At 58.8% G+C, this 18,494-nt stretch carries 17 protein-coding genes; 3 read left to right on the forward strand and 14 right to left on the reverse strand.

Features of this window, described 5'->3' with window-relative positions:
* Positions 1-53: 53 nt before the first annotated feature.
* From dop to HMPREF3149_RS02770, 4 genes are read right to left on the reverse strand one after another with little or no spacing between them, the layout of a single operon-like run.
* The gene (gene dop / locus HMPREF3149_RS02755) at positions 54-1,598 is read right to left on the reverse strand and encodes a depupylase/deamidase Dop (RefSeq protein WP_070536704.1); all 1,545 of its coding nucleotides are present in this window, start codon (positions 1,596-1,598) and stop codon (positions 54-56) included.
* 11 nt (positions 1,599-1,609) lie between these two features.
* Positions 1,610-3,166, reverse strand: coding sequence for a proteasome ATPase (gene arc, locus HMPREF3149_RS02760; RefSeq protein WP_070536429.1), 1,557 nt, complete (start codon positions 3,164-3,166; stop codon positions 1,610-1,612).
* 36 nt (positions 3,167-3,202) lie between these two features.
* Positions 3,203-4,039 (reverse strand): tRNA (adenine-N1)-methyltransferase, encoded by an 837-nt coding sequence (locus HMPREF3149_RS02765; protein ID WP_070536431.1) that lies wholly within the window; start codon positions 4,037-4,039, stop codon positions 3,203-3,205.
* A gap of 37 nt (positions 4,040-4,076) precedes the next feature.
* Positions 4,077-5,357, reverse strand: a complete 1,281-nt coding sequence (locus HMPREF3149_RS02770) for a M18 family aminopeptidase (RefSeq protein ID WP_070536433.1) — start codon at positions 5,355-5,357, stop codon at positions 4,077-4,079.
* 90 nt (positions 5,358-5,447) lie between these two features.
* Between HMPREF3149_RS02770 and HMPREF3149_RS02775 the strand changes: the two genes are divergently transcribed.
* Complete coding sequence (locus tag HMPREF3149_RS02775; RefSeq protein ID WP_070536436.1) at positions 5,448-6,242, forward strand: RecB family exonuclease; 795 nt, start codon at positions 5,448-5,450, stop codon at positions 6,240-6,242.
* Positions 6,243-6,297: 55 nt separating this feature from the next.
* On the opposite strand, the gene HMPREF3149_RS02780 is transcribed toward HMPREF3149_RS02775, so the two are convergent.
* The 9 genes from HMPREF3149_RS02780 to HMPREF3149_RS02820 all read right to left on the reverse strand — a co-directional run bounded on the left by HMPREF3149_RS02780 (position 6,298) and on the right by HMPREF3149_RS02820 (position 15,798).
* Positions 6,298-7,965 carry a formate--tetrahydrofolate ligase gene (locus HMPREF3149_RS02780; protein WP_070536438.1) on the reverse strand — a complete coding sequence of 556 codons (1,668 nt, stop codon included), beginning with the start codon at positions 7,963-7,965 and terminating at the stop codon, positions 6,298-6,300.
* Between the two features lie 146 nt (positions 7,966-8,111).
* Complete coding sequence (locus tag HMPREF3149_RS02785) at positions 8,112-9,419, reverse strand: anaerobic C4-dicarboxylate transporter (protein ID WP_070536440.1); 1,308 nt, start codon at positions 9,417-9,419, stop codon at positions 8,112-8,114.
* A 309-nt stretch (positions 9,420-9,728) separates the two neighbouring features.
* Positions 9,729-11,252, reverse strand: coding sequence for an aspartate ammonia-lyase (gene aspA, locus HMPREF3149_RS02790; RefSeq protein ID WP_042530835.1), 1,524 nt, complete (start codon positions 11,250-11,252; stop codon positions 9,729-9,731).
* A 91-nt stretch (positions 11,253-11,343) separates the two neighbouring features.
* A complete protein-coding gene (hisG, locus tag HMPREF3149_RS02795) occupies positions 11,344-12,189 on the reverse strand; it encodes an ATP phosphoribosyltransferase (RefSeq protein ID WP_070536442.1) in 846 nt (281 codons plus the stop codon).
* Between the two features lie 12 nt (positions 12,190-12,201).
* Positions 12,202-12,465 (reverse strand): phosphoribosyl-ATP diphosphatase, encoded by a 264-nt coding sequence (locus HMPREF3149_RS02800; RefSeq protein ID WP_070536706.1) that lies wholly within the window; start codon positions 12,463-12,465, stop codon positions 12,202-12,204.
* Between the two features lie 66 nt (positions 12,466-12,531).
* Positions 12,532-13,233, reverse strand: a complete 702-nt coding sequence (locus HMPREF3149_RS02805) for an HAD family hydrolase (protein ID WP_256366405.1) — start codon at positions 13,231-13,233, stop codon at positions 12,532-12,534.
* Complete coding sequence (locus HMPREF3149_RS02810; protein WP_070536444.1) at positions 13,234-13,617, reverse strand: hypothetical protein; 384 nt, start codon at positions 13,615-13,617, stop codon at positions 13,234-13,236.
* Positions 13,618-13,641: 24 nt separating this feature from the next.
* Complete coding sequence (gene mshC / locus HMPREF3149_RS02815) at positions 13,642-14,901, reverse strand: cysteine--1-D-myo-inosityl 2-amino-2-deoxy-alpha-D-glucopyranoside ligase (protein ID WP_070536446.1); 1,260 nt, start codon at positions 14,899-14,901, stop codon at positions 13,642-13,644.
* A gap of 72 nt (positions 14,902-14,973) precedes the next feature.
* Positions 14,974-15,798: an undecaprenyl-diphosphate phosphatase gene (locus tag HMPREF3149_RS02820; protein WP_210385399.1), complete on the reverse strand. Its 825-nt coding sequence runs from the start codon at positions 15,796-15,798 to the stop codon at positions 14,974-14,976.
* Positions 15,799-15,939: 141 nt separating this feature from the next.
* Between HMPREF3149_RS02820 and HMPREF3149_RS02825 the strand changes: the two genes are divergently transcribed.
* Positions 15,940-16,926 carry an NHL repeat-containing protein gene (locus HMPREF3149_RS02825; protein WP_246819926.1) on the forward strand — a complete coding sequence of 329 codons (987 nt, stop codon included), beginning with the start codon at positions 15,940-15,942 and terminating at the stop codon, positions 16,924-16,926.
* Between the two features lie 70 nt (positions 16,927-16,996).
* Complete coding sequence (locus tag HMPREF3149_RS02830; RefSeq protein ID WP_070536452.1) at positions 16,997-18,109, forward strand: quinone-dependent dihydroorotate dehydrogenase; 1,113 nt, start codon at positions 16,997-16,999, stop codon at positions 18,107-18,109.
* On the opposite strand, the gene HMPREF3149_RS02835 is transcribed toward HMPREF3149_RS02830, so the two are convergent.
* The gene (locus HMPREF3149_RS02835) at positions 18,106-18,489 is read right to left on the reverse strand and encodes a hypothetical protein (protein ID WP_070536453.1); all 384 of its coding nucleotides are present in this window, start codon (positions 18,487-18,489) and stop codon (positions 18,106-18,108) included. The two genes, HMPREF3149_RS02830 and HMPREF3149_RS02835, sit on opposite strands and share 4 nt — an antisense overlap.
* Positions 18,490-18,494 lie beyond the last annotated feature (5 nt).

The raw sequence follows: 18,494 nt of genomic DNA on the forward strand, positions 1-18,494 counted from the left end.
CGTGGTGAAGAGCTAAAGCTGAGGCGAGAAGCCATTCGTGCTTCATACCGTGCTTAATACAACGTAGGGTACTCGATGGTGACGCCCAGCTGGCGGAGTCCGTCAATGAACTCCGCGGCGGTTGCTGAGGAATCAAGCACAGCGCCGACGTCGCCCTCCCCCAGCTTCGTCGTCTCATCCAGCGCCACGGAGGCGGCACCGGATTGAGCGCCGTCCTCCGGTCCTATGCGGAATGTCAGCGATTGCCAGGAAGCGGCGAGGACATCGTCACCAAACTTTTGGGTGGCACGTCCGCGAAGATAGGCGCGGGTATCGTTCGGCGGGTTGTCGGCCGCACGGGTGAGCTCATCATCGCTGACAAGCGTGCGCATCTGGCCCTTGCGCACCAATGCATGGTGCAGAGACTTTGCCGGATCGATGTCTGTGTACTGGAGATCAATGAGAGCGAGCTTGGGATCATCAGCTGCGAGACCACGGTCCACATAGCCCTTGATGAGCCGATACTTGGCCACCCAATCCAACAGATGAGCAGCGCTTAGTGGATCCTGGGCAAGCAAACCCACCACCTCATCCCAGGCTTCAAGGACTTTGTCCTCCGCAGGAGAAGTGGCGGTAACTCGTTCGCGATAGACGGCGAGGATATCCAGGGCGGTGAGACGGCGGCCGTCGTGAAGCACCAGCTCATGCGTCAACGACAGATCGCGGCTGACGCGCTGGACTTCGGCCACAGGTTCCGCCAAACGCAGATCGCTGAAGTCCACGCCGTCCTCGATTGCATCCAAAACCAGAGCGGTCATGCCGAGTTTGAGCAAGGTCGAGGTGTGGGACATGGTGGCGTCCCCGATGATGACGTGCAGACGTCCGTAGTCCTCAGCCACCGCATGCGGTTCATCGCGGGTATTAATGATGCCGCGGTTGAGAGTAGTTTCCAGGGAAATCTCGGTTTCGATGTAATCTGCGCGCTGCGAGATCTGAAACCCTGCCTCTTCGCCGTCAGCACCGAGACCCATGCGGCCGGCACCCGTGACCACCTGGCGGGTCACGAAGAAAGGAATGAGTCCCTGCGCGATGTCCTCAAAATTGGTGTCGCGGGAGTATTGATAGTTCTCGTGGCTACCGTAAGAAGCGCCTTTGCCATCGACATTGTTCTTGTAGAACTTCAGAGGCGGACACGGATCGTGGTTGGCCAACACGGACGTACCTTGTGCGGTGAGCTTAGTGACGGCCTCCGCCGCTCGGCGCAGGATGAGATCCCCCGCGGCATCATACAGCATTCCTTCCCAGGCCGTGGTGCATTCTGGTGAGGAGTACTCGGGGTGCGCATGATCGACGTAAAAGCGCGCGCCATTGGCGGTGACCACGTTGGCAACACCGATGGCGTTCGGATCTACGACAGGCACGGTGTGATAGCGCTTGAGATCGAAACCGCGGCTGTCACGCAAGGGATGTTCTTCACGGAAATCCCACCGGGAGCGCGCTCCCGTGTGCAGCGCAGCATAGGCTACGACGGCATGCGTAGAGGACACGATGGGTGACAAGGCGGGATTCGATGGCGTCGAGATGCCGTATTCGGTCTCAGTACCAAGTACGCGTTTCATTCTTCCCATGTCTACGCTCCCATCAACTCAACACCGGTGACATGTGCCCCCACAGAGGTTCCGGCGACGATCTTGGCCCACTCCTCCGGGTTCGCGGAAGTGGGCACGTACTCTGATTCTGCTTGCTCGGCGGCAATAGCCTCATGAAGGTGCGCTGCGGTAATACCTGATACCGAGCCGTCGGCTGCTGTCAAGGCTTCCTTGATAGCCAGCTTCTTTGCGCGGGACACGATATTGGCAATCATCGCACCGGACACAAAGTCCCGGTAATGCAGTACGCGCGGCTCCGCGTTGGCGAAGCGCAACTTGACGAAGGGCCGGTCAGCGTACAGGTCCTCCACTGCATCATCGATGAGCGCGTCAAGCTCGCCTTCGTGCGGCACCGAGTCTGGGAAGTGACGGGCAAAGATTTCTCGCGCTCCCTGTTTGGTTGGACGGTTGACACGGATCTTGATGTCGAGACGGCCCGGACGCATGATGGCCGGATCAATAAGTTCTTCACGGTTGGTAGCACCAATAACGATAACGTTGTTGAGCTTTTCTACGCCGTCCAGCTCCGTGAGAAGCTGCGGAACCACCGTGGTTTCCATGTCGGAGGACACACCGGAACCGCGGGTGCGAAAGATGGACTCCATCTCGTCGAAGAAAATAATGACTGGGCGCTGGCTCCCGTCCGCGGTCTGCTCGGAAGCCAGCTCGCGTGCTCGCTCGAAGATGAGGCGAATACGCCGCTCCGTTTCGCCCACGAACTTATTGAGTAGCTCTGGGCCCTTAACGTTGAGAAAATAGCTGGGCGCAGTGGCGCCCAGGGAGGCAGACAGCGAATGAGCCACGGCCTTGGCAATCAGAGTCTTTCCGCAGCCTGGAGGGCCATAGAGCAACACGCCCTTGGGTGGCTGAAGATCGAACTGACGGTACAGATCCGGGTGCAGGAAGGGTAGCTCCACGGAGTCGCGGATTTGGGATATCTGCTCATCAAGGCCGCCAATGTCCTCGTAAGAAACATCGGGAACTTCCTCCAACGTCAGCTGCGCCACTTCTGTCTTGTGGACACGCTCCGAAGCCACGGCTGACTTCGGCTCGATGAGCAGTGTGTCCCCGGCACGGACGGTATCACGCAAGTCTGCAGCTAACAGGATCACCTGCTCCTCGCCCGCGGAATTGGTCACCACCGCTCGGTCGGAACCAATGCGCTCTTGAAGAGTTCCCAACGAGCCAGTGCTAACGGGCGCACAGGCCTCGACGACGACGAAACCTTCACCGAGGCGCACCTGCTGCCCCACCTTGAGCGAGCCTGGTTCGAGGTTAGGAGAAATCTTCACCCGCATAACACGCCCATTGGTATAAACCTCGGCATCGCGGCGCGAATCGTGAGGGCGGCCGGAATAACCCAGGAAAACACCGTAGGTGGACGCGGGTTCTGCGAGGGCATCAACCTCAGCGAGTAGCTGCTGGAGCTTGACGCGTGCATCCTTCAGCAAGGCGGCGAGCTTGGTGTTGCGCTCAGAAAGCTGGTCCATCTGGCGGCGCAACTGTGTGTGCTCGGAACCGTAGGGGGCATCGTTCATAGGATCCACCCTAGCGCGCGGTGAGGGCCGATCCCCCTACTTTCGTGCGCGGCGCTGCGGGCGGGGCGGCGTGACGCCGTCGGCAAGCCGGCGCGTCCAAATGAGGAATGCGGTGTGGGCATTCATTCGGTGCTCTGGACGGGTAGCCAGGCCCTCGACCTTCCACTCACGCACGAGGGACTCCCAAGCCTTCGGCTCCGTGAAGCATTTGAGCTCACGAATGCCTTCCATGACCTTCATCAGCTGCGGAACTGTGGCCACGTAGGTCATGAACACGCCGCCGGGAATGAGGATGTCGCGCACCTTCTCCAAGTGCTCCCATGGTTCGAGCATGTCAAGGATCACGCGGTCAACCGGGCCCCCGAGATCCTCGACGCTGACATCAGCCAGATCTCCCAGTCGCGGGCTCCACCACTCTGGCTGCTCGCCGAAGTACTCCGTGACGTTGTCCACAGCATACTCCAAATGGTCATCGCGGACCTCATAGGAGTACACGTGGCCTTGGGGGCCCACGGCGCGAAGGAGCGTCATGGACAGCGCGCCGGAACCTGCGCCTGCTTCCAGCACTCGGGCGCCCATGAAAATATCGCCCTCGACCAAAATCTGTGCGGAATCCTTGGGATAGATCACCGCAGCGCCACGCGGCATGGAAAGAACGTGATCCACCATGAGGTGGCGGAAAAGCAGGAAGGAGCTGCCCAGCGTGGAGTCGATGACGGAGCCTTCATCGAGGCCCACGATGTCAACGTGGTTGATGATGCCCTTGTGCGAATGAAACTGGCCTCCCTCCTCGAGGATGATGGTGTAGTGACGGCGCTTAGCATCAGTAAGCTGCACGCGGTCGCCGTAGCTGAAGGGGCCAGAATAAGCCATAGCGTCAAGGGCCTTTCACAGAGTGCGGGGTACGGGGTTAACCCACCAAGTATGCCTCAAGAGCCTGGCCGAGCCATAGTTGGTCACGCTCACCTACCAGCTCACGTGCTGAGTGCATGGACAGCATCGGGACTCCGACATCGACCGTCGGGATACCCAGACGGGTAGCAGAGATGGGCCCAATGGTGGAACCGCATGGTACGTCATTGTTGCCCACAAAACGCTGGAAAGGCACGTCAGCGCGGCGGCACGCGTCCTCCCACAGCGACACCGTCTGGGCATCAGAGGCATAGCGCTGGTTGCCATTTATCTTGGTCACCGGCCCCTGGCCAATGATGGGGTGATGAGTGGGATCGTGCTTCTCCGCGTAGTTGGGATGCACCGAGTGCGCGGCATCTGCGGAGACGCAGCTGGAGCGAGCGAACATCTGAAAACGCTGCTCCTCAGTGGCGCCCAGTGCCCGTGCGGTGCGAGTAAGCACATCCCCCAGGATGGGCCCGCCAGCACCGTAACGTGACGAGGAGCCGACCTCCTCGTGGTCAAAAGCGGCCATGACGAGGATGTCGTTGTGGCTCGAATTATCAGCCACGCCCAGCTGCTCAGCAGCCGATATCAGCGCCCGCAGCGACGCATGGACGGAGGACAGGTTATCCATTCTGCCAGCAGCGATGAGCTTCTCTCCGGCGCCAAACACCGCACCGCGCTGCGCGTCAGCAGTGATGAGGTTGAAGGCCGCGATGTCCTCTGGATTGATGCCGAGCTGCTTGCCGACGACCCCCAGGACCGACGTCTCCGGTGTTCCTACGGAAAGCACCGGCTGCATGTGGCGTTGGCGGTCTGGCTTGAATTCATCCTTCCGGTAGAGGTGGATAGCCAAGGACGGAAGCCGCAGTAGCGGGCCGGTAGTGACTAGGTGGCGGGTGCCGTCCTTCGTCATGACTTGACCACCAACGGTCAGCTCGCGGTCAAACCAACTGTGAAGAAGCACGCCGCCATAGACTTCCACAGCAACCTGCTGCCAGCCGGCGGAATCGAAATCCGGGGTAGGTTTCAGGGCCAAGCCCGGGGAATCGGTATGGGAACCGATGATCCGGAAACCCGAGTCCGGGCCAGCGCCCTCCGGAACGTACCAAGCCATGACGGCTCCGCCGCGCACCATCACGTGCCCACCTGGCGCTGCCGACCACTCATCAGTCTCCTCTTGGCGGCTAAATCCAACGTCGATTAGCTGGCGCGCTACTTCTTCCGCAGCGTGATACGAGGATGGGCTGGCAGCAATGAAGTCGAGAAAATCTTCCGTCGTTTTCCTAGTAGTCATACCTTCAAGCTTGCCATGCCGAGGAGACGCGCGTCTGCTGCATTGTGTATCGCAGTGCTGATATCGGCATGCGCTAGGCTGAGGAGCATTATGCCACAGCGAATAGCACTTTCTCCTTCCCGCGCCTCCGACTACAACCAGTGCCCCCTGCTCTATCGCTTTCGAGCGATAGACAAGCTGCCGGAACCCAAGACGAAAGCACAGGTCAAGGGAACATTGGTCCATGCAGTGCTGGAAAACATGCACAAGTTGCCGCGTGAAGAACGCGATTACCCTGTGGCAGTCAAGATGATTAAACCGGAGTGGACCTCCATGGTGAATACCGATCCTGACCTGCGCGAGCTCGTCCCGGAAGAGGAAGAGCTGGACTTCTTCGTGGAGGCGCGCGAGCTGGTCAAGGGCTATTTCCAGATGGAGAACCCGCAAGGCTTCGATGCCCATGAGTGCGAGATGTACGTCGACACCGTCCTCCCCAACGGTGTCCCAGTTCGCGGTTTCATCGACCGCGTGGATGTGGCACCCACCGGTGAGGTTCGCGTGGTGGACTATAAGACTGGCAAGAAGCCTATCCCCCGCTATTCCCACGACGCACAATTCCAGATGCGCTTCTATGCTCTCGTGTACTGGCGCCTGTTTAACACCATCCCCACGCAGCTGCGGCTCATGTACCTCAAGGTCGTGGACTCCATGTTCCTTACCCCGGGGCCGGAGGAGCTGGAATACTTCGAGCGCGACTTAGGCGAGCTGTGGGCGAAAATCGAAGGCGACGGTAAATCGGGTGATTTTCGCCCCAAAACATCGAAGCTCTGCGGTTGGTGCTCGTTTCAAGACCTCTGCCCTGCCTTCGGCGGCACGCCACCCGAGTATCCCGGCTGGCCGGGCTAGGACGCTGCGCACCTCGCGCACCGTCCTAGTGGCCACAACGACCTAGAGGACAGTTCTAGAACAGGCCAGAAATCGAGCCCTCGGCATCGACGTCGATGTTGTTGGCCGCTGGCTTCTTGGGCAGTCCTGGCATGGTCATGACATCACCGGTAAGCGCCACGATGAAGCCGGCACCCGTGCGTGGCTGAAGCTCGCGCACATGGAGGGTGTGGCCTTCAGGGGCACCAAGTTGGCTCGGATCATCAGAGAAGGAGTACTGCGTCTTTGAGATGACCACCGGGAAATCTTCCCAGCCGTTGTTCTTGATGTACTTGAGATCCTTTAGCGCCTTGCTGGAATATTCCACGCGCTCAGCCCGATAGATCGTCGTTGCGATGGTTTTAATGGAGGCTTCGATTCCCTCCGCGGGGTGATAAAGCTGCCGTGAGCTGCCCTCCGAAAGGTTCTCCAACAGCAACTCTGCCAGCTCGATGGCGCCATCGCCGCCCTTGGACCAGACATCGGCCTCTTCAAGAGCTACGCCCATGTCCTGTGCCCACTGGCGCATGAACTCACGCTCGGCGTCCGTATCGCTGCTGAAGAGGTTGAGGGCCACCACCGGCGTGAGACCAAAGCTGCGGAGGTTTTCCACGTGGCGCTCAAGGTTGACCACACCCTTCTGCAGGGCATCGAGGTCTTCCGTTGTGAGTTCTTCACGAGGCTGGCCACCGTTGTATTTCTGGGAACGAATGGTGGCCACGACGACAGCACCGGCGACGTCGAGGTCTCCAAAGCGAGCCTTGATATCCATGAACTTTTCGCCGCCGAGATCAGCGCCAAAACCTGCCTCAGTAAGAACGATGTCACCAAAGCGCATCGCGGTGTGGGTAGCTAGCAGTGTGTTGCAGCCATGCGCGATGTTGGCGAAGGGGCCACCATGAACGAAGGCGGGCGTGCCTGCAAGCGTTTGCACCAGATTCGGGTTGAGTGCATCGCGCATCAATGCGGTGAGAGCACCTTCCGCCCCCAACTCGCGTGCAGTGACAGCCTTCTGATCATAGGTGTATCCCACAGTGATGTCACCCAGGCGCTTCTTCATATCTGCTAGGTCGGTAGCAAGACCAAGGATGGCCATGATTTCCGACGCCGCAGTAATCGTAAAACCAGTCTCGGCAGGAACTCCGTGGGCAGGACCGCCCAAGCCGGTGACAACGTTGCGCAACGCGCGGTCGTTGACGTCAATACAGCGCTGCCACGTCACGCGGCGTGGATCGATGTTCAGTGCATTTCCCTGGTGGATGTGGTTATCAATGATGGCGGCCAAGGTGTTTGTCGCCGCCGCGATGGCGTGGAAATCACCCGTGAAGTGGAGGTTGATGTCCTCCATCGGTACGACCTGTGAATACCCGCCGCCGGCGGCTCCACCTTTGATGCCCATGACAGGTCCTTGGGAAGGCTCACGCAACGCCACGATGGCTTTCTTACCGATCTTTGTCAAGGCATCGGTGAGACCGATAAGGACGGTGGATTTGCCTTCGCCTGCTGGCGTGGGAGACACACCTGTGACGAGGACAAGTTTTCCCTTCGCGGGAATATCTCCGATCTGCGTGATATCGACTTTGGCCTTTGTGCGGCCATACGGGATAAGTGCGGATTCAGGAATGCCAGCGCGGGCTGCAATGTCGGTGATGGGCTCGAGTTCGTGAGCCTGGGCAATGTCAACGTCAGAAGGTTGCGTACTCATGCCCACCAGTTTAGCGCGAAGGCGGGGTGAGAGATTCTGCCACTAGGAACAGAAAAAGGCCCTCCAGTTCATACACCCTGGGTGCATAACCCTGGGGTCCAGGAGGGCCCTTGCTCACCACCGCGCAGGTGCGAGATGACTACCTTTTAGATGATGACCGCGCCAAGGATGTAGCAGAAGAGGATCGACAGAACGATGCTCACGACGCCCGGGATAATGAACGGGTGGTTGAACACGGCCTTTCCGATGCGAGTGGAGCCGGTATCATCCATCTCCACCGCTGCGAGGAGTGTCGGGTAGGTAGGCAGGATAAACAGAGCGGACACAGCCGGGAAAGCAGCCACTGCCGTGAGCGGATTGACGCCGAGGGCCAAGGCGGCCGGCATGAGTGCCTTGGTGGTAGCTGCCTGTGAGTAAAGGAGCGCTGCGGCGAAGAAGAGAACGACCGCCAGCAACCACGGTGCGGAAGCGATGACCTCGCCAGAAAGCTCCTGAATGTCCTCCATGTAGTGGTTAATCAGGGATGTGCCGAGCCACGCAACACCCAATACACAGATGCAGGCGGACATACCAGACTTAAACACCGGAGTGTTGAGGACATCGCCCGCGGCAATCTTCGTGACCATCACGATGAGCGTTGCTGCCGTGAGCATGACGGTCATGATCGCCTCGTTGCGAGGCAGCGTCGGTTCCTCAATCAAACCCACCTGCGAGGAAGTGAGAGTGGCCCACAGCATGACGATGACAATGGCGACAAGGAAGATGATGACGGAGGACTTGGCGCCCTTGCTTGGGCTGTAGTTGGAGGAGCCTTGGGGGACCTTTACTAGGCCCTGAGCCTTGCGTTCTTGGTAGACGGGATCATCCTCAAGCTCGACTCCTGAGCGGTTGGCAAACCACGCCGCCGGGAAGATAGCGAGGAAAGTAGCTGGGATAAGAACGGCGAGGATCTGCAGGTAACCAACGCCTTGCGGCTCCAATAGCGAAGCCAGAAGAACCACGGCTGCCGAGATCGGCGACGCACAGATCGCCATCTGAGAAGCTACAACGGCGATGGACAGCGGGCGGGATGGCCGGACTTTGCCTTCCTTGGCTACCTCAACGATCACCGGAAGCGTGGAGAAAGCTGTATGTCCTGTACCAGCGAGCACCGTCATCAGCCACGTGACAATCGGAGCATAGAAGGTAATCTTCTTCGGGTTCTTGCGAAGAAACTTCTCAGCTAGGTAGACCAAGTAATCCATACCGCCCGCGCGCTGCATAGCCGCGATGGAAGCGATCACCGTCATAATAATTCCGATGACGTCGAAGGGAATGTCCTCGCGGGTAATTGGTACTCCGGTAAGACCGAGTAGAAGGACACCGAGGCCACCAGCCATACCAATGCCGATTGAGCCAATACGGGCACCCAAGTAGATCGCCGCAAGGACGATGATGATGTGCACAACAACCATTGTGTGACTCCAATTTTTGCAGCAGAGCTGCACGTTAGGAAGTGGGTCGCGTCTAGCCTGAGTTGAGCCGACGAACGACATTTGACTATTTTTATTCTTCCCTATTCGCGCCCAAAAGTGGACATTTACGCCCGATTGTGTCCACTTCCACACCCGTAGGTAGGTGATCGATCCCCCGCCCTTTAGGTGCCGCGTTGAGGAGAAAGAGGAGAAAACGGCAACAGCACCCGTGCGAACCACTAGGGCTGCACAGGTGCTGTGGTGCGTATCTAGTCCAACACCAGTGTGGCCTGGCGCTGGTTGAACGCTTTATTCGTCGATGTAGAGCTGGCCGCGGAACTCTGGGTGCATCAGGTTCTCAACGGACAGAACGCGGTTCAGGGTTTCCTCGTCGAGCAGGCCCTTCTCCAGGACCAGTTCCTTGACACCCTTGCCAGTCTCCAGGGACTCCTTAGCAATGAGGTCACCGTTGTGGTGGCCAATGAACGGGTTCAGGTAGGTGACGATACCGATGGAGTTCTCCACGTAAGCACGGCAGACATCGGCGTTAGCGGTAATGCCCTCAACGCACTTCTCACGCAGGGTGTCCACGGCGTTGCCCATAATGCGGATGGACTGGAACAGTGCTTCACCAATAACCGGCTCCATCACGTTGAGCTGGAGCTGGCCAGCCTCAGCGGCCATGGTGACGACGTGGTCATTACCAAAGATCTTGAAGCAGACCTGGTTGACAACCTCCGGGATAACCGGGTTGACCTTACCCGGCATGATGGAGGAACCAGCCTGGCGCGGCGGCAGATTGATTTCCGCCAGACCTGCGCGCGGACCGGACGACAGCAGACGCAGGTCATTACAGATCTTGGCCAGCTTCATGGCGGCGCGCTTGATGGTGGAGTGCAGAAGCACGTAGGCGCCACAGTCGGAGGTGGCCTCAATGAGGTCGCGGGCGGTCTTGATCTCCAGACCGGTGACCTCCGACAGAGCGGCGGTGACCTGGTGGCGGTAGCCAGCCGGGGTATTCACACCGGTACCGATAGCAGTTGCGCCCAGGTTGACCTCGAGGAGGCGCTTCTGCGAGTCACGCAGAATGGCCTGCTCTTCAGCAAGGTTATGGGCAAAAGCCTTGAACTCGTCACCGAGGGTCATCGGCACAGCGTCCTGCAGCTGGGTACGGCCCATCTTCAGGATGTCGTAGAACTCGTTGCCCTTGGAGTGGAACGTGGCCTGCAGCGCATCGATGCGGTCAATGAGGTCTTCCATGGCGTAGTAAAGGCCGAGGCGGAAGCCCGTCGGGTAGGCATCGTTGGTGGACTGGGACATGTTGACATCATCGTTCGGGTTGATGACGTCGTAAGCGCCCTTCTCTTCGCCGAGGTGCTCAAGGGCCAGGTTGGCAATAACCTCATTGGTATTCATGTTGAGGGAGGTACCAGCACCACCCTGGAAGACGTCCAGCGGGAACTGGTCCATGCAGCGGCCTTCCTCCAGAATCTGGTCACAGGCCCAGATGATGGCCTCAGCCTTCTTCTTGGGCAGGACGTGGAGGCGGCGGTTGGCCATTGCGGTGGCCTTCTTAACCTGAACCATGCCACGGATGAAGTCCGGGATGGTGTTGATGGTCACGTAGGAAATCTGGAAGTTCTCAATAGCGCGCAGCGTGTGAACACCGTAGTACGCGTTGTTGGGAACTTCCATGGAGCCGAGAAGGTCGGTCTCAGTACGAGTCTTCTTGGTTGTGGTCGACTTCGGGGCCTTGTTGGTGGCCTTCTCCTCAACCTCAGACTTCGTAGCCTTGGTCTCGGACTGAGCATCCTTCTTAGTGGACTTTGCCATGATGGCTGACTCCTTGCATATAAATCGAAGAACGATGGTGGACACCGTCCATCGTAGCTAGGAGTCAGAATAAAATGTTTGGAATGTGCCCCTAAAATCGGGCAATTCGGAGATCCGACGCCAAGATTGCTTCCGCTCCGATTCCAGACAGGCTATCCATAACCTGGTTAGCGAGTTTTCGTGGAACCATAACGCGGACCGCGACCCAGCCCTCGCGAGCCAGCGGGGAGATAGTCGGTCCAGTCAGACCTGGGGTAACCGCTTCAACATCCGGGAGCTTGTCCTCAGCAACGTTGTAATCCAGCATCACGTAATGACGGGCATTGAGGATGCCGCGAATGCGGCCAAGAACGACGTTTTCTTCGACGTTAAGCTCTTCCCCAGCGCGCTTGATGACCACTGCCTCAGAGGTCACGATTGGCTCGCCGAAGGGCTCGAGGCCCTGCTGGCGCAGCGTGGCCCCGGTAGAGACGACATCCGCAATGACGTCAGCCACACCAAGGTGAATAGAAATCTCTACTGCACCGTCGAGACGAATGACCTCGGCTTCAATGCCGTGAGCGGCCAGGTGGTCGCGCACTACGTTCGGATACGACGTGGCAATGCGTTTGCCCTCAAGCTTGGCGACGTCCCACTCCTCACCCGCCGGAGCCGCGTAGCGGAAGGTGGAGGAACCAAAGCCCAAGTCGAGAACCTCGTTGAACTTAGCGCGGGAGTCCTGGGCCAAATCGCGGCCGGTAATTCCTAAGTCCAATACGCCCTGGGCAACATAGATGGCGATGTCCTTTGGCCGCAGGAAGAAGAACTCGACACCGTTGTCCTCGTCAACGACGTTGAGGGACTTATTGTGTCCACGGCCTTTGTATCCGGCCTCCTTAAGAATCTCGAGGGCAGACTCGGACAGTGAACCCTTATTGGGGACAGCAATCTTAATCATGGGAGCGGCTTTCTAGAGATAGCGGTAAATGTCGTCGAGCTTAAGGCCTCGTTTGTGGGCCATGACCTGCAGCCAATACAGCAATTGGGACATTTCTTCGGCGAGTTCCTCATCAGACTCGTACTCGGCGGCAATCCAGACCTCGCCAGCCTCTTCGACGATCTTCTTGCCCAGATGGTGAACGCCTTTGTCATAGGCCTCCACTGTGCCGGACCCTTCGGGGCGCTCGGCGATCTTTCGGGACAATTCCTCAAACAGGCTCTCAAAATTCTTCACAGGTGCATATTCTTCCATACAGGTGCATAGAATTCTGCTCTCCAGCCGAAATTCTTGAGTCAGTGGCTAGGTGCGGATTTGAGCAAACCAAGCATGGACGTCAGCTGCGGTCACACCGTCAAGGTGGCGTGAAGAGTGCAGCTGCGAAATCTCCGTTGCTTCAGCAGGAACCGCAACGTGGTCTCCTTCGGGCAACCCGATGACGACGCAGCCAGCATCAACTGCCGCGCGCATGCCGGCCGCGGAATCTTCAAAGACCAAGCACTCCCCCGGTTCCAGGCCCAAGCGCCGTGCGGCTTCGGCATACATGTCCGGCGCTGGCTTGCCGCGAGGTACCTCATCCCCGCAGATCGTGTCCACAAAATATTCTCGCCCCAAGGCCTCAATTGCCGAGTCGGCGACATAGCGCTCGGTATTCGTCGTCACCATCATGGGCATGCCTTGGTCCTTGAGCTCGCTAAGGAGCTCCGGAATACCCGGAAAGATTTCGAGGTGTTGGGCGAAGAGCGACTTTACATAGTCGAACATCAGCGTACGGTAGCGTTCGGTATCACCTGGTTGCAACGTGACGCCAGCTATATCTGCGCAGATGTTGAGGGTGTCCTCAAAGGTGGCACCCACAGTAGCGAGGCGCTCTGTCGGAGTAAGACGGCGCCCTAGGCTCTCCGAGAGGTGAAAGGTCGCTTCTTCCCACAGTGGTTCAGAATTGGTGAGTGTGCCATCCATGTCCCAAAAGATCGCGGATGGACGTGCAGTCTGCTCAGCCAATTAGAAGTCCAGCTCCGGTAGCTGGGACAGGGCCACGTCATCGGCGCCGGTGGCCGCCGAAGCGGAATGAATGAGCTCGGAGAGCTCTTCCTTTTCCTCCGGCTCAAGCACAGCATCGGCATTCTTCCGGTTGAAGGCCGCGAGATTTTCTACCGACGGTTTAACTGCGGTGCTGAGGATGGAACCCTCAGGATCGTCCGGGAGCTTGTCGAGGTCATCGAGAAAACTTTCCAGAATCTTTCGTAGCTCCGGGAGGACGGAGGCATCGAACGGCGCCTCCCAAAACTCCTTCTCGTCTTCCTTAAGGTAATCACCAGTAGCAAAGGTCTGAAGGTTGGAGATGAACTCGTCAACGGTGGGCTGGAATTCTGCGCGAATGCTCATGAGCTAGATAATGCCTGAAGATCCTTAGAGGCGCACGCCCAGCAGAGAATTAACTGCTGTACGCATCACGTCAGCTGCCTCAGCAGCATCGTCATGCTCACCGTCAGGACCGCCGTCGGCCGCGTGGGCCGCCCAATCATCCAGTACCTTCAGTGCACGCGGTGTATCGAGGTCATCGGCCAACGCCGCACGTACGTCGTGGATGACGGCTTGCACGGATTCGAGAGACCCCGGGGTCTTCATGGCCGATCGCCACTGCACCAGGCGGTCCTGCGCCGCGCTGAGGACACTATCTGACCAATCGCGGTCACCGCGGTAATGTCCGGAGTAGACACCCAGACGGATGGCAGAGGGGTCAATTCCTGCCTCCACCAGCTTGTGCACGAAGACAAGGTTGCCCAGGGACTTCGACATCTTCGTGCCGTCAAGACCGATCATTCCGGTGTGCACGTAGAACTGCGCCATGCGGTCCACCTTGAGTGCGGCTTCCGCATGAGCCGCAGAAAACTCATGGTGCGGGAACTTCAGATCGGAACCACCGCCCTGAATATCGAAACTGGAGCCCAAACGGTTGGTGGCGATGGCAGAACATTCGATGTGCCATCCCGGTCGACCAGGTCCGAAAGGAGACTCCCAAGCCGGCTCTCCCTCGCGATGGGCCCGCCAGATTAGCGCGTCCAACGGGTCACGTTTGCCCGGACGGTCGGGGTCTCCGCCGCGCTCAGCGAAGAAGGTCTCCATTTGCTCGCGGGAATAGTTGGACTCGTAGCCAAACTTTTCGGTCGCCTCGATGGAGGCGTAGACGTCTGGGTAATCGGGATCGTCGACGATGTAGGCCGCGTCAACGTCGAGAAGCGCCTGCACCATCTCCGTGACCTCGTCGATAGCCTCCATCGCGCCGATGAAGTGCTGAGGTGGGAACACCGAGAGCAGTTCCATATCGGAGCGGAACAGATTGATCTGGGAGGTACCCAGTTCACGCCAATCCACGCCATCGCGCTCTGCGCGCTCGAACAGAGGATCGTCCACATCGGTGATATTTTGCGCATAGTTCACCGCATAGCCGTTATCCAACAGTTGACGGTAAATAAGATCAAAAGTCAGATAAGTTGCCGCGTGGCCCAAGTGCGTGGAGTCATACGGGGTGATGCCACAGACATACATGGTGGCTGTATCCCCGTCAATATTCACCTTCGATACAGACTTGTCAGCTGAATCATACAGGTGAAGCGGCACGGGTGCGCCAGGAACGGAGTCGACGTGTGGAACAGGCCAAGAATGCATGCCCACAATCCTAACGCGCGCCGCAGTCCCATGGCGCCTCCGGCACCATTGAGAGCTCCGAAAAGGTCTCGTTTAGGGCACCAGCACGCCCAAGGCCAGCAGAATCATGACGAGGATGCCCACGGGGATACGGTAGGCAGCGAACCACTCAAAGGAATGGTTGCCCACGAACTTCAGCAGCCACGCAATGGAGGCATAGCCCACGACGAACGCAATGCTCGTACCCACGAGCAGCTGCATACCTGTGGCGGACTGGCCCACCGTGGGGCCGAAGGCGTCTTTCAGCGAAAACAGTCCTGACGCCATGACCGCGGGAATGGCAAGGAGAAAGCTGAAACGGGTCGCTACCTCGCGTTCGAGGCCCAGGAACAAACCACCTGAAATAGTGCCACCTGAGCGGGACACACCGGGGATAAGAGCGAGGCACTGGCAGAGTCCCATCACGATGGCATCGCGCATGGTGAGTTCTTCGAAGCTGCGGGTCTTATTGCCCAGGCGCTCAGCCAGGATAAAAACGAAGGAAAAGAGCACGAGCATGGATGCTGTGATCCACAGGTTGCGAAGGTTGTCGCGGATGAGGTCCTTACCAAGGAAGCCGAGGATACCGATTGGAATGGAGCCGACGATGACCATCCAGCCCATCCGGTAGTCTTGCCCGCGCTTGTCCTTGTTGGCTATGCCGATGAACCAGCCTTTGAGTATCTGCCAGATCATTCTGGCGAAGTAGACGATCACGGCCAGCTCCGTACCGAGTTGGATCACGGCGGTGAAGGATGCGCCGGCGTCGTGCCCCCAGAAAAGCGTAGAGACGATGCGCAGATGGCCGGAGGAACTCACGGGAAGGAATTCGGTGAGGCCTTGAACGAGAGACAGGACAATGACCTGCATCCATGTCATGGCGTCAGAAGCTGCTGTTGTAGTCACTCGCGACAGCCTACTAGTGCGCCCTGCGGCTTCCGGATTTCACCACGCTGACTGCTAGGATGAGGAATCGTGAAAATGAGTCGAGTTCTGCTTTCTTGTGCCCTTCTCACCAGCGTGTCTGCCCTTGCAGCGTGCGATCCCACGGTGGGAGTTGGTGGAGATCCCAACTCAGCCGTCTATGGCCAAGCAGAGCCCGCCGACTCCCCCGCGGCACAGGAACCGGTGGGTAAAGTTGTCGACTTCGCTGCAGTGTCAGACACCGCTGCGCTGGACGATGTACTCGCTGTACGGACGAAGAACACTCTCAGCATAGGAACCCAAGAGGAATTCGAGTCGTCGAAGGCACCGAGCATTGACGTTTCTGAACACTGTGGGGACCTCACCGCTTCGCCTCAACACTTTGTCTTGGCCTGCGGCGATAAAGTCCTGCTGTTTGATCCACAGAAGCCGGATTCCCCACAGGAACTCGCGGTGGAAGAGGAGACCCCAGTGACGGTGGCCGCTGAGGCCTCGACCGGAGAAATCTTCGTCGGCTCGGCGGATTCTGCTTCCATCGGTGTCTATAAGGAGGGCGAGCGCACCACCGAAATTTCTGTGGAGGGCGGGTCTGATCAGCTTATTTCCGTACCCAATCCCGACGGGGCGGACGGAATCGTGCGCGTCTTGCGTCAAGACTCTACGATTCAGTCGCTTGATTGGGAAAAAGATCGCGCCGGTGGCCGCCTTCGCGTTGGTCAAGGTGTGGGTCAGATCGCCGGTGGTGACGGTGCGGTAGTCGTAGCTTCCGATACTGTGGGCAAGCGCGTCGCTATCTACACAGCGAGCGACGTCATCCGTCTGCACCAATTTGGTAACACCGAGGGCACACCGTGGGCGGTCGCCTGGGATAACGAGCGCACCTTGGCGTGGGTCACCACGACTGACAACAACCTTCTCCACGCCTACTCAGTTTCTACCGGCGTGCCGGAGTTGGTTGGGAGCGTAGCGACGGTTGCGGGTGCGCAGAATATCGCAGTGCTTGGTGACGGCACACTGGTCGCCGCCTCCGCCACTGGTGACGGCCTCCAGTTCATCACCGATGCCAAGCTCAGCTCATCCTAGCTGTGAGCTTCTCACTCGGCTTCACTCTTTTTAGACTTCCACCAGCAACTACGGACCAGAAGGATTCTTCATGCAGTATTCTGCGCTCGACCGCGCCCGCCACGCCGCCTACCAGGTAGCACTCAAGGGGATGTTCCGGCTGAGTCCGGAGCGCATCCACGGCATCATCATCAGTGGCCTTGCCGGACTTCAGGCAGCGGGCCCAGCCAACCGCCTGCTGGCTAAGGTTCTTCCAGTGAATGACCCGGTCCTCGAGCAGGAAGTGTTCGGCGTGCGCTTCCCGCGCCCGCTGGGTCTTGCAGCTGGCTTTGATAAGAACGCAGCCTCTCCGGACGCGTGGGCGCCGTTGGGCTTCGGTTATGCCGAGCTGGGCACCATAACTCCGAAAGCACAGCCGGGAAACCCTGCACCCCGCTTGTTCCGACTCAAGCCGGACAAGGGCATCCTCAACCGCATGGGCTTCAACAACGAAGGTGCACTTCATGCGGCACGTAACCTTCGTAAGCGCCGTTATAACGATGTCGTTGGAATCAACATTGGTAAGAACAAGGTGACCGACCCAGAGCGCGCTGTGGACGACTACCGCCAGTGCGCCTCGGTTCTCGGTGACCTGTCGGACTTCGTTGTGGTCAACGTCTCCTCTCCCAATACCCCGGGGTTGCGTGATCTTCAAGCGGTGGAGTCTCTGCGCCCCATCATGGAGGCAGTCGTGGAATCCACGTCGCGCCCAGTCCTCGTAAAAATCGCACCAGATCTCTCTGATGAAGATATCGATGCGGTGGCGGATATGGCCGTCGAGGTCGGGCTCGCCGGAATCGTCGCCACCAACACCACCATCTCCCGCGAGGGCCTCGCTACCCCGGCGGATGAGGTAGCGGCCATGGGTGCAGGCGGAGTTTCCGGCCCTCCAGTAGCGGTTCGTTCGCTCGAGGTGCTCAAGCGGCTCAACGCTCACGTCGGTGACAAGCTCGTGCTCATCTCCGTGGGTGGTATCTCCACTCCGGAAGAAGCATGGGAGCGTATCACTTCTGGCGCGTCACTCCTGCAGGGCTACACCGGCATGATTTACGGCGGACCTGACTGGATTCGCGATATTCATCGCGGCATTGCCCTGCAGATCCGAAACCACGGCCTGAGCAACATCTCTGAGGCCGTGGGATCTGGCTTGGGCTGGATTGACTAACGCACAGTGCGGCGGATAACCGCTGCACACAACGCCGCGCCTACGGCGTAGAGGAACACGACGTACTGCCCCATCGTTGTCAGAACCGTAGTCGGCAGCGCACGGCTCGCGACAATGAGGACAAGGGCAAGAATCAGCGCAATGATTTGTTCGCGACTGCCACGTTGATCGTGCCGCTGGCTGCTAAAGGCCCCGACCAAAAGCGCCGCGCCCACGATGGCAAGGCGTCGCCACGTCCATTCGAAGGTGGCTCCCCACCCGTCCGTGAAGATGGAAATAAGCCCGAAGAGCGCTAGCACAGCGGCCAGTAGGGCGAACGCGCCGCCCACACGCAGGCCGGCCGGGATCGATACTCCTTCGGAGTCGGGTTTAGTACTCATTGCGA

The sequence above is a fragment of the Corynebacterium sp. HMSC05E07 genome (assembly GCF_001807225.1).
In the GTDB taxonomy this organism is placed as follows: Bacteria; Actinomycetota; Actinomycetes; order Mycobacteriales; family Mycobacteriaceae; genus Corynebacterium; species Corynebacterium singulare.